Source organism: candidate division WOR-3 bacterium (genome assembly GCA_011052815.1).
Taxonomy (GTDB): Bacteria; Hydrothermota; Tepidihabitantia; order SM23-42; family SM23-42; genus DRIG01.
Map to the genome: position 1 here is coordinate 59,033 of DRIG01000085.1, position 12,849 is coordinate 71,881.

The window sequence follows — 12,849 nt, forward strand, 5'->3', positions numbered from 1 at the left end:
AACAACACTATATATAGAGTCATTGTCTAATTATAGCCACAATTTAAGATTTGTCAAGGGGTAAGATTACGCAGGCATATTTTTTATTTTATAAGCAAAAATTTTCTTGCAACCTGCTCATTATTCTGTTTGAGAACTATGAAGTAAACTCCGTTGGAAAAGCTACTTATATCTATCATCTTCTGATAACTCCCTGGTAATGAGATGCTATTCTCAAATATTTTTATTTTTGCTCCATAAATATCATATAGTGATAATTCAATCTTTGTTTTAACCGGCAGGGTGTATTCAGTATTCAGTACACCAGAAGAAATATTCGGAAAAACCCTTATTCTGCATTTTTTATTCCGCGGACTCAACTGCTTCTCTACTACACCTGCAAAGCTACCCCACGCATAATTGAGAAGCCCTCCGTCATAACTTACATGGGGATTGGAATTGCCGTTCAATTTCAAACACACGTTACCCATTGCGCCATAATGAGGTCCACATAAATGCCAGACCGTATCTTTATAGGCATACTCAAGCCAGAAGTTAAATTCAACTGTATAAGCAATATGAGGATTTTCAAGACTGTCTAAATCGAGACCGATAGCCACTTCCCAAAAACCTGCACCGCCTACGAAATCAGTATACCAGAAAGTTCCGTCGAACCAGGAATAAACAATAGATTCTCCTTGAAATGAGTAAGCAATCCCCGGGTGGTTCTGTGAATTGAGCACCAATGAAAGAGATGCATTTGAATTCACCGCAACGACATCTTGATGATAGGCAATAACCCAGGTATTTAATTGATTATCATAATAGACATACTTCATTGAATCAGGATCGAGTTGATAATAAGCGATATGTGGTTGATTTCTTTTATCAATTTTTAATGACACTCCATAGTCCCAGCAGACACAACTGTCTTCGACAATAAAAGAATTCCAGTTTACGCCGTTGTAGTGCAGGTATTTTATATACTGAACAGAATCGGTAAAGTTCCAGTAAGAATATGCAATCCCTGGATAACCAGAGGTGTCAAGGACAATGGAGGTATGATACCCTGGTACCCAGGATATTGTTCCAGCCATCGAGTCAAGCACCTGAATTGTCCACAATAATGTATCACGATATGCATAACAGAGATCAGTCCTATTATTCAATGAATCATATCGATAAAAGCTTGAATGCAATCTATTGTCATCACCAATCGTCAATGAGACACCATAGTAAGGTAATCCCCAATATGGGCCACCAGCAAAACAGACGTCAACTGTTTCTTTTTGCCAGTAAGAATCAGTTTTGAACGCGTGCATAATCAAGTTGGTGTCAACTTGAGTAATGGCATAGATAATATGAGGGATATCATTGATATCAAAGGCTAAAGAGTTAGAATAGCCAACCATGCCGGGACTAGTATCCACGGTTTCCATCTCCCAGTTTATCTGACCAAACCCAAAGACGAAGATTAGTATCATCATTATAATGAATTTCAACATCTCAATCTGCCAAATTAAATATAAAAAACAGCGCAGGCATATTTTTTATTTTATAAGCAGAAACTTTCGGGCAACCTGCTCATTATTCTGTTTGAGAACTATGAAGTAAACTCCGTTGGAAAAGCTTTTGACATTAATCTCTTGTTGATAGAAACCGGGGATAAGATTTTCCATTATCGAACTTCCTATTTTTGAACCAGTAGCGTCATAAAGAGAGATCGTAATATCGCCAACTTTTGGAACACCAAATTTTAGAGTAAGGCTTTGTTTTGCATAAGTGGGAATCTGTGTAATGCAAAGTGAGATTGGTGTAATTTGGCCGGTTTGGAAGGTTTGACCTCCTTCGCTTGCGTCAAAAACTTGGCAGTATGTTTCTGAAGGATAATATTGTATAGATGTATTATTATCGTGTATTCTGGTTACCGTTACTTTGAGCTGACCATGTGTCCGGGCGGTAATAGTGAATATTATCTTGCCGTTATTATCGGTATAGCCTACTTCATAGATGTCGTTTAGTTTGTTTAAACAGACCTTTGCATGAACTACAGGGGCGCCATTTTCAGCATCTTTGACTTCCACTTGGAATTGATATTGAACGCCGGTAAATATACTGCGCATATGGCTTACAGAAAAATTTCTTGGTTGGTTGGTCCATACCTCGGTGTAGGGTGAGCCGAAAAGAGTATGCGTGTATGCAACAAAGACATAAGGGAAAATACGCATCGGTGTTCCTGTAGTCATATATTCCCAGTCTATTCTTTGACCACACTTTGATAGCGCCTCAGATATTCCAAGTCGGCTAAGCGATGGTTCTGGTGGATAAGGTCCAATATATGGAGAAAATAAAGAAGAGTAAAATTCATATTCAAGATCGGTTGAATAATTAGGACCCCAGCCAAACCGTGTATTACCGAGAAATGCACAAGCACCTTTATTCGAGTATGCATCAACAAACCCATCGCAGATACAGGTGTCACTATTTCTCATTGTAGTACTAAAAACTCCCAAAGTGTCATATCCACCATTGTAGCAAGCAATTGAATAATTTACATAGTACTCATTGGTATTATCGAGGAAGTTTAACCCCGCACCGTAAGAGTTAGGTTGCTCCTCCATATAGCCGCAGACGCTGTCTTTCTGCCATGCCTTCGGTTTGAAAGTGGTGATAGTGCCATGGCAATGTTGATGACAAAAACCAAATCCTATGTTCAAGAATTCAAGTACTTCATCCGGATTGCAGTCATTTAGCCAAATATGATCAAAACTGGGAGGGAATATCTCCCAGGCGTCACCAGTAGAGACAGTTGTATTTCTTATCCATAAGCTTGCTGTAAGATTGTAATTTCCGGGTGTTTTTTCATAAGTAAATACTTTATTTACCCAGTTAGTTACTTCTGCAGTGTTATATGCCGTAATTCTACCAACAAATACCTCAGCATATTTATCAACAGAATCATCCGATGTCGGTTCTCCCCATTTTTCATCACCATCTGCATTCCAATTGCCAGTAAGTTCCGCAAAATAGAAATCCGTAGGTACCTGATAACCAGGATGTCCCCACCAGAGATCAGAAGAACACGGATAGCAGTATCTTACCGGTAAAAACTGTTGATCGCCACCTAAAATAAAATATGTCCCACCAGCATGTTGATAGCACCATTTTATGTAATTCCTTATACGCTCAGGGTTATCACAGCCTTCGAAGTGCGAGTAAATATATTCAGGGGTAATCAGTATTGTCTTCGTGCCTTGGTCAGTCATCCAATCTGCATAGGGCTGGAAAGCATTATGAAATTCCACCGGGGCAATTATTACTCCAGGGGCACCAGGTACCGGTGCTAGGGTGCCAATTTCATTCTCCTCAACAATTGTTGGACTTTGATAATATCTGGGAACCTCATAATCATTTTCAATAATATACCTTATTACCGCATCATATACCGCTTGCTCATATCTACCCCGGATTTGAGGTCTCAGGTTAGGAAGACTGCTTTGGCTAAAGATAAATTCAAACTGAACCGAACGTACTAAATACAACCGCTTTGTTTTAGGACGATACTGCAAAGGCCGAAACTCAATCGTCACTATCCGGGCACCATCCATCACTCCTGCATTGCTTATCTTTATAAATTTGTCGGGGACGAAGCTGTCAGAATTGTAAATTATGGTATCCGGTGGAACCCAGGGGAGAGATTCACCAATAATCCTTGATGGTTGAGCTGGATAGATTAGATATTCACCAGGGATTTGAGTCAGTTGGAAGTGAGATACAATTATTGATTCTGCCTTTACATTCGGAGGAATGATATAATTAAGATATACTGCTGGCAACTCAGGTGTGCCGGGTTCACCATGAAGGTTGAACTTCGGTGACCTTATTCGGTCAAAGCCATTCTCTTTATAAAAAGAGAATTCTATAGGAGAATAATCAAGCGTATACCCCCCCCCCATAGTGTAGCTGTAATAATGCCAATGGCAATAAACCATTTTGCTATGTACGTCATTTGATCCTCCCTTTTCTATAATTTTTCAACCCTTACCGTTTTTACTGCTAATAATAACAAAATTTTTCGTGTTGTCAAGATTTTTTAATTCAGGTACGACTTAAAAGACACCGGTAGAATAGGGGAGAAATCGGTCGACAAAAATGGTCGGATTTAATAGGATGGAATCAGGATTTATTTTAATATTTTTCTACGGGCGTAGACATAACATAGTTCGGCACCGAACAGGAAGATGTATGCCGAATAATAAATCCATAAAAATAGAATGATGATTGCGGATAACGAGCCGAATATTTTTGAATAATCGACCACCCTCGTGATATAAAAGGTGAACAGATGCTTTGCCGCTTCCCAGAATATCCCGGTGAACACGGCACCGACGAATGCTTCTTTAACTTTAATCTTTCGATTCGGAAAGCGCCAGTATATCAGACCGAAGAGGATGATGCTGAAGAGGATGCTGAATTCCCTGATATACTGGGTAAGACCGCCGGCTCCGATTGCGTTTATCCAGATCGTCACTGCCACCGAGGCGATGAGCAGGATGAATACCAGAAACGCCGAGCCGATCGTGAGGAGGCTTTTTCTGAAAAAGGGGCGGTCCTTCTTTACCTTCCAGATTACATTGAGGGTTGATTCCAGGGCACGGAAGATACTCGCCGCACCCCACAAGAAGCCGATGACACCGATGATCGCGATGACGATGGAGGTCTGTTTTATCGCCGAGATGTTTTTTATTATCTCGTCGATTCCCACGGGAAATACCTGTTTCAGAAAAGGTAATATTTTGTTGAGAAACTCTTCAGAAGAGCCGAGGATGAAGAGTGAGAAAGAGAGCAATCCGAGGATGAGGGGGAAAAGACTGAAGGTGGTGGCGTGGACAAGGGCGGAGGCGAGGAGCGGACATCTGTCGTTATTGAATTTTTGATACGCACGGGAAAAGAACCAGGTAATTCTTTTTGTCATCGGACGTCACCGCTTTTTTTTGTAAAGGACTTTTCCACCGACGAGCGTCATTATGACTCTGATGTTCTCGAAATTCTTCTCGTCTTTCGGAGATCTGTCCAGAACGACAAAATCCCCCAGCATCCCTTTTCTCAAGGCTCCTTTTCTATCTTCATCAAAAGTGGCATAGGCTCCTTCCTTCGTATAGATTTTGAATGCAAGCGGGCGGCTGAGCCTGCCCCGGGTAAAGGGATGCTCAAAGGCACCCGGCATGCCGAAGAGCGGACCCATAGGCATACAATCCGAACCGAAGACGACCTTTATTCCGTAATTTTTCATGGATTTGAAGGCGTTCATTTTTTCATATCTTGAGCCGAGGTTTTTTTCATACATTCCGCCGGGCTGCTGCCATCGACGGACGAAATTCGGTTGCATCGAGGCGATTAAATTCAACTTCGCCATCTTGCTCAGGGCAGAATCGGTTATGAGTTCAACATGTTCGAGCCTGTGGCGCAGAGGATTCTTTTTCTTTGAGTCTTTTTGTTTCTTCATGATCCGGTCGAAGATATCTACGATCTGCTCAGTGCTTCGGTCTCCGATCGAGTGAATCATAAGTTGAACCCCGTTTTCTTCGGCTGTTTCTATTGTTTTTTTCAATCTTCGGGATGAAAGGAGTATCTTGCCCCTGAATCTTAAATTATTATATGGTTTGATGAGTGCCGCGGTTCTGGCGCCGATCGATCCGTCAAGAAAGATTTTTATCCCGCAGAATTTGAGGAAATCATCACCCAATCCTGTTCTCAGCCCGGCGGCGAGGACATCTTTGTAATACTTGAAAAGAATATAGACCGCAAATCTTATTTTCAACCCGCTCCTTTTTTTCATCTCCTGGAGCAGGACGAAGCGTTCTATGTCGGTGATTTCATTCACCGACGTTATCCCTTTTCGGAGCGCTTCAGCGGTGCCGAGCTTTATCGCCCTGAACAGCATCTCTTTCGACGGTTTGAATATTTCATTTAAATTGAGCGCCGCATCTTCATATAAAAATCCTGTTCTGTGGTCTACAATACGGCGGTTTTCCGGAATCATCTCCAGTGCCCGGGAATTCACCACTGCACAGTGACCGCAGATGCGACGCATGACGATCGGTTTTTTCTTTGAAATTTTGTCGAGTAAGGATTTATTCAATCGGTCGATTGAACGTTCCCTCCAGTTGTTTTCATCCCAGTTCGAGGCGAAGACGACTTCCGGATATTCATCAGCGGCTGCGGCTATCTTTTCAATGCAGTCGTTCAGCGATCGGCACTTTTCGAGATCGAGTCTTTGCAGTTCTATCCCCCTTGAAATGAGATGGGTGTGGCAATCGATGAACCCCGGCAGGACATAATTCCTCTTCAGGTCTATTCTCTTTACAGAACCGGGAAGCTTTGATCTTTTATAATAGAGTTCATCGATCGTCCCGTTTTTCAGCAGGACCGCGACAACAGGGATAACGGAGAGATCAGGATTCAGAAAGATGCCGTTATGTAAAAGAGTCGGGGTCACGGAAGTTATCCGATGACGATCGGTTCTTCCGGATACTTGTATTCCAGCAGGTGTGGTCTTAAAAGAGCGCTGCCGATTGTGATTGTACCCACTCTTCCCGTGATCATTACGAAGATCATGATGAGTTTACTGAAAAAAGAAAGGTCATAAGAAAAACTGCAGGAAGGATTTACCGCTGAACCGAGAGACAGCCCGACCGTACCCAGTGCCGAAAAGACTTCAAAGAGAACCTTCAGGGGTTTTGCGTTTTCAAGAATCATGATGATGGTGAACGCTCCGAAGATCACCAGGACCGCCAGGGAGACGATTACAAACGCACGGTACGACTGTTCAATGGGAATCCTTTTTTTATTGCTTGAAATATCTTTGCCGTAACGGCCGAGAAGCAGTTCTTTCAACCATTTCAACAGCAGGACAAAAGTCGTTGTTTTTATCCCGCCGCCCGTACCTCCGGGTGATGCACCGATGAACATAAAGAGCATCAACATAACAAGGGTGATCGGAGAAAAGAGGGAGATCGAGTACGTGTTGAAACCCGCGGTCCGCGGTGTCACCGCTTGAAAGAATGATACCGTGATCTGCTGAATAAGCGGAAGCCCTGCCAGACTCCGTGTTCCTTCATAGAGGAAGATGAAGACCGTGCCGCAGAGGATGAGGAAGATGGTGGTCCGCAGTACGATGATTGAATGCAGGGAGAGTCTTTTCTTGTTCCGTCTGACAAATGTCGTGTAGAGATCGGAGATGACGACGAATCCCAATCCTCCGATTATGAAGAGCGCGGCAGAGATGAAGGGTACCGCGATTGATGATGAAAAGAGACTGAGATTTTCTGAGAATGTCGAAAAGCCGGCGTTACAGAAAGATGAAACAGAATGAAAGAATGCGTGTCCCAGGGCTGTCAGGGGACTGAATCTTTTTAAAAAAGAGAAGTAGAAAAGGACGGTCCCGATCAACTCCAAGACGATTGTAATTCTGAACACCCGCCAGGCGAATCTTTTCAGATTGTTGAAAGTGAGGACATTGATCGATTCTTTGAAGAGCACACGGTCGCGAAGTGAAATTTTTTTCCCCAGGAAGAAAAAGAAAGTGGTTGACAGGGTCATATAACCCAGGCCTCCGATCTGAATCAGGAGAAGAATGATGGATTTACCGAAGACGGTGAAATCGAGAGCGGTGTTTTTAACGATCAATCCCGTTACACAGAGAGAAGATGATGCGGTAAACAGGGCGTCGATGAATGAAATTCCTTTCGTCGTTGAAATCGGTAAGCTCAGGATTATCGTACCGACGGCGATAATACCGAGATACCCGAAGATAAGAACTCTCGGTGCATTAATCTCTTTTGAGTGTTTCATCGGTTAAGTCTATTTTATTCTAATTCCGGGTGATGTCAAGTGCAGGTTCCTTATATGAATTTGTCCTGTTTGAACTTTCTTTTTGTGATTTTTATTTTTTTTGACGCCTTCTGTGCGAGGCGATTCGCCGCTCTGTTTTCGGTCCGTGGAATCAATGTGAAACAGACATTGTCCAGTTTGTTCCGGAGATCATTCACCCTCTTCACCTGTACCGCAATGTGCGGTGTTCGGATTTTGTATTTACCGGTTATCTGTTTATAAACGAGCTCTGAGTCGAGCTTTATCATCACATCCTTTATATTTGATTCGATAAGCCATTTCAGCGCTTTAATGACCGCTTCGTACTCTGCGACGTTGTTTGTGGTGATTCCGATATATTGAGAAATTTCTTTTACGGGTTTTTCCGCTTTTCGGCTGGTGAAGACCACGACACCGATACCTGAAGGTCCTGGATTTCCCCGTGAGGAACCGTCCACATAGACTATCGCCTGCTCCGGCAGAAGAACCTCCTTGCGGCTTTTAAATACCGTACAACCTATTTTTTTTCATTGGAGGCGACGTGGATAAGGATACGCCCGCAATTGTCACAGAGCAGTATTTCTTTTCTTTTCTTCAATTCATTAAGGAATTGCGGGGTTAAAATGGTTGAACATCCTGTACAGGTTTCATTGTCAATCAAACATACAGCCTTTCCTCTCACCTTCTCTATTTTCCGATACATCTTCTGGATGTCCTCAGGAAGTTTTTCGAAGTGCTCGTCAAAATTTTTCTTCGCTTCAGCCACTTTCGATTTCAGTTCCTTCTCTTCCGCTTCCAGGGCGCTTATTTTCTTTTTCCGCACTTCAGTATATTCATTCGTCTCCTGCCTGGAATTCTGAAGAGTATCCTTGAGTTTCTCTTCTTCTTCCAGAAGAGACATCATTTCGTCTTCGATTCTCTTATTCTCTTTTTTCAAGAACTCTATTTCGCTGATTATCGCACGGTATTCTTCATTTGTTTTAACCGCGAAGGTCTGGCTGTTCAACTTATTGATCTTCGCTTCATTCTCGGCGATATCCCCTTCCTTCATTTTATATTCTTTCTTGAGGTTCTGAACTCTGTTCTCTTTTTCTTTAAAATTATCGTTCGCCTCTTTTATCTCTTTTTGTAATTTTGTTATCTTGTCCGGGATGGCTTTTATCTTTGTCTCGGTTTCTTTTATCTCATCGTCGAATTTTTGAATCTTTATAAGGAGATCCAGGACTTCTTCCATTTGAGTTCCTTTGTTATAAATCCTTCATCTGTCAGTCGTCGGGGAAGTAGAGAAATGGGCGGTACCCGACTTGAACGGGTGACCTCCTGCATGTCAAGCAGACGCTCTAACCAAAGCTGAGCTAACCGCCCAAAATTTTGCATGCTCTATTTTATCTAAATTCCGAATGAAGTCAAGGGTGCGATTCAATGGTAAGGCTTTTGTCTTTCAGACATTGACTTGTTATGGAAAAGATGTATAATATTTTATGGGTGAAAAGATTAAGAAAGAAATATATACCTGGATCATCGTTATAGGGGTGGTTCTGGTTTTACGTGTCGTTTTTGTCGAGGCTTATGTGATTCCCACAGGTTCTATGGAAAAGACTCTGCTTGTGGGTGACGCCCTGCTTGTTAATCGATTTATTTACGGCATAAAGATTCCAATACCGTTTACCGGTATACAGATTCCCATAATTCCGGGACGTACTCCGCAACGGGGTGAGATCGTCGTTTTCAAATATCCGTTTGAAAACAAAGATTTCGTAAAGAGGTGCGTGGCGGTCGAGGGGGATACGGTCGAAGTCATAAATAAAGCGCTTTACATCAACGGAAAAAAGGTCGAGGAACCTTATGTATGGCACAGGGAGCCCGGGGTTTTTCACGGGGTTAAATATGACAGGGAAAAGTATCAAAAAAAATGGGAAGATGCCGAACTCTTCGATATCTTCGGTATGTATGTACGGGATAATTTCGGACCGGTTGTCGTTCCTGAAGATTGTATCTTTGTAATGGGTGATAACCGCGACAACTCCATGGATTCAAGATTTTGGGGACCGTTACACAAGAAATATCTCAAAGGAAAACCCCTGTTTATCTACTTTTCTTTTGACCCCGGTGGAGAGGCGACCAGTATTCTGGATATCCTGAAAATCTGGCGCTGGAAAGAGATCCGCTTTGCCAGGATCGGACGGGTTACATAATTAACTCCACTTCCCACTTCTTATGAGATTTGACCCCAAATCCGACTGTTATGTGGATTTACTGAAATCCTTTTTTGATAATTGCACAACCATTAGATCTTTATGAGTTTTACGACTTCCTGATCAACACTGTTTATATTGATCCTTAGAAAATAAATTCCTTTGGGGAGAAGAGAAATTTCGCCATCATTGATTTCCAAAACGGTTGGTGGTGAAGACAATAAGGTTTCATATCTCTTTCTTCCTTGCACATCATAAAGAACAATCTCTAAATTGCAAGGTGGGTTGTTTACTTCCAGGACAATACTGTTGGTGAAAAACGTTGAAAAAGGATGAACACATTGAATGCCTGATGCCTGTATCTGTTTTTCATCAACACCGGTGGTTGTTGTGTCCAGGCTAATCACCACAAAATCGAGATTTTCACTATCCGTACAACATCCAGCAACATAGATGTTGTCGTCTTGTCCGTATACGACTGCTGCTGCTTTATCTGTGTTATTGTCGGCGCCATTGTATTTGTACTTCCATTCTTCGGCACCTGTTGTGTTTAGTCGAATCACCACAAAATCTTCTGCACTACTGGTGTCGATAATCCAGCCCGCACAATATATATGTTCATCAGCACCATATACAATGGCTTGCCCTACATCATTACCATTTGCAGAACCATTAATGCCGTACAGCCAGTTTGTATCACCCATAGCGGTTAATGAAATGACTGTAAAATCATAGCCGGTGCCATTGTTTTCAAGAAAACCAACCGAATAAATATTCCCATCTGAACCATAGGTGACGTCAAGAGCACGGTCATTAAATCCGGCTTGTCCCTTCAAGTATGTCCATCTCTCTATTCCCGCAGTATCAAGACTGACTACTGTAAAATCTAATAAATGGGAATACCCCACTGCATAAATGTTTCCATCAAGACCAAATACAATCGATTGCACCGCCTCATCCACTACTCCAGTACCTTGCGTTCTAAATAGCCACCTTTCTGAACCTGCTGTGTCAATGCTAATGACTGTGAATACATGCACTACACCAAAATGATAGCTATATCCAGCTGCATATAGGTTGTGATCAGCCCCATAAGCTAATGCATATGCGCCATCGCCCCCGCCTGTCCAATCATACGTATAAACCCAGCGTTCGTTTCCTGTTGTATCCACGCTAATGATAAGAAAATCATCCTCTGTGCCGGCCTCGTAACTCACTCCCGCAGCATATAGATTACCGTCCAATCCCAAGACAATAGAATTGGCTATGTCATCACCGTTTCCAGTACCATTGTACCTATAAACCCAGCGTTCAGCTCCATCTGGGGCAAGGCTTATAATTATCACATCATTATTATTGTTGTTGTAGCTGCTCCCTGCAACATATAAGTTACCGTCAGGATCACATACGAGCGCTCGGGCGATATCAAGTGAATCACCAGGGCCGTTATATCTATACACCCACCGTTCGACGCCTCCAGACGTAAGACTAACAACAGTAAAGTCACTATCTGTGCCGTTACCGCTGCTGTATCCTGCGGCATATATATTGCCATCTACGCTATGAATAAGCGCTATAGCCTCATCATTTCCATTTACACCACCATCAAATTGATATACCCAACGTTCAACCTGTGCGTGACTTAAAACACAAACAAAAATAATACCTACCAAGAAACGAAAAAGTATATTTTTTTCTATTTTAATTTGACTGTCATACATTTTGACCGTCCTTTGTTGTTCTTTACATATACAAAATATACGCCGGCAGGAAGCTGAATTCCTTTCTTATCGACACCGCGCCAGACGACAGATTCATGCTGTCCGGCAAGCTTGTATTCATTTACCACTTGTCCTACTGCATTATAAATTTCAAGCTTACCTATTTCATTTCCGTCCGATAGCGAGACAGATATTGAAGTCCAGTCTGTGAAGGGATTTGGTGATACAGATAATGAAAATGATTGATCGTATCTGTTGATTACGGTGTCACTAATACACTGTTCATTCTCGCCACGCTTGTAGAATATATCTTGGGTGATTCCCGGATTCAATCTCTGATCATTCCAGGTTACATGTAATCGATTACTTCGATCGACTGCAATACGTGGAGCTGATGGCCATACTGCATACGGAGAGTGTACAATACTCATTGGCGGGATCACATAGTTAGCCAAAGTATCCAATTTTGCATACATGATTACATCAGAAACAGGCGTTACATGTGCCACCCATACAACATGTAGGTAGTGTAAGGAATCCATAGCCATGTGTCCCCATGTGTTATCCACACATACAGACGAGTTAATGGTATCAGGGCCGATTAGAATATTGCCATCCTGGTCCAGTTTAAGATATTCTATTGTTGTACCTGGACCTCTAAAATTCGTATAGACCATATGGATATTCTGATAGTAATCTGCAATAATAGCAGGAAAAAGCCCATATCCGAGTATTTTATTAGCAATAATTATAGTACCGTCTTTATCCACTTTGCTGTAGGTCAACCAGTCCCAATAAGGACCGCCTGCGCTGTCCGTACGGTAGCCTAAATGGCAGTTTGCCATGCTGTCCACCCCAATTCCTGGCCAGTACGCATCGAAAATGTCGGGAGATATTGATAATTTTTCTATAATGGGCATTCCTACACTGTCAAGTTTAGAAAAACACATTCTGTTGTTGCCTGCACTGTCTTCATCCCAGATGATATTGATATTCTTGTACTTATCCAAAACCATACCAGGGAGCAGCGTGGAGAAATATCCCCCACCACCGCTCACTGCCAAATGTGGTGCAACAATTAC

Annotated in this window: 10 protein-coding genes and 1 tRNA gene; 1 reads left to right on the forward strand and 10 read right to left on the reverse strand. The window is 42.3% G+C overall.

Annotation, left to right across the window (positions count from 1 at the left end):
- Positions 1 to 83 precede the first annotated feature (83 nt).
- The 8 genes from ENI34_07955 to ENI34_07990 form a co-directional block, all read right to left on the reverse strand.
- A complete protein-coding gene (locus ENI34_07955) occupies positions 84 to 1,484 on the reverse strand; it encodes a T9SS type A sorting domain-containing protein (protein ID HEC79056.1) in 1,401 nt (466 codons plus the stop codon).
- A 45-nt stretch (positions 1,485 to 1,529) separates the two neighbouring features.
- Positions 1,530 to 3,971, reverse strand: coding sequence for a T9SS type A sorting domain-containing protein (locus ENI34_07960; GenBank protein HEC79057.1), 2,442 nt, complete (start codon positions 3,969 to 3,971; stop codon positions 1,530 to 1,532).
- Between the two features lie 191 nt (positions 3,972 to 4,162).
- Positions 4,163 to 4,954: a YihY/virulence factor BrkB family protein gene (locus ENI34_07965; protein ID HEC79058.1), complete on the reverse strand. Its 792-nt coding sequence runs from the start codon at positions 4,952 to 4,954 to the stop codon at positions 4,163 to 4,165.
- A gap of 6 nt (positions 4,955 to 4,960) precedes the next feature.
- The gene (locus tag ENI34_07970; protein ID HEC79059.1) at positions 4,961 to 6,520 is read right to left on the reverse strand and encodes an amidohydrolase; all 1,560 of its coding nucleotides are present in this window, start codon (positions 6,518 to 6,520) and stop codon (positions 4,961 to 4,963) included.
- Entirely contained in the window at positions 6,484 to 7,833 is a 1,350-nt protein-coding gene (locus ENI34_07975; GenBank protein ID HEC79060.1) for a Trk family potassium uptake protein, read from the reverse strand. Before ENI34_07975 ends, ENI34_07970 begins: the two co-directional genes overlap by 37 nt.
- 50 nt (positions 7,834 to 7,883) lie before the next feature.
- Positions 7,884 to 8,372: a ribonuclease HI family protein gene (locus ENI34_07980; GenBank protein ID HEC79061.1), complete on the reverse strand. Its 489-nt coding sequence runs from the start codon at positions 8,370 to 8,372 to the stop codon at positions 7,884 to 7,886.
- Entirely contained in the window at positions 8,369 to 9,085 is a 717-nt protein-coding gene (locus tag ENI34_07985; protein ID HEC79062.1) for a hypothetical protein, read from the reverse strand. Before ENI34_07985 ends, ENI34_07980 begins: the two co-directional genes overlap by 4 nt.
- Positions 9,086 to 9,140: 55 nt before the next feature.
- A tRNA-Val gene (locus ENI34_07990) sits at positions 9,141 to 9,216 on the reverse strand.
- A gap of 116 nt (positions 9,217 to 9,332) precedes the next feature.
- Here ENI34_07990 and lepB point away from each other — a divergent pair.
- Positions 9,333 to 10,046: a signal peptidase I gene (gene lepB / locus ENI34_07995; GenBank protein HEC79063.1), complete on the forward strand. Its 714-nt coding sequence runs from the start codon at positions 9,333 to 9,335 to the stop codon at positions 10,044 to 10,046.
- A 92-nt stretch (positions 10,047 to 10,138) separates the two neighbouring features.
- Here lepB and ENI34_08000 read toward each other — a convergent pair whose 3' ends face one another.
- Complete coding sequence (locus tag ENI34_08000) at positions 10,139 to 11,767, reverse strand: T9SS type A sorting domain-containing protein (GenBank protein HEC79064.1); 1,629 nt, start codon at positions 11,765 to 11,767, stop codon at positions 10,139 to 10,141.
- On the reverse strand, positions 11,743 to 12,849 hold a 1,107-nt coding region (locus tag ENI34_08005), incomplete at its 5' end, for a T9SS type A sorting domain-containing protein (GenBank protein HEC79065.1). The genes ENI34_08005 and ENI34_08000, both read right to left, overlap by 25 nt.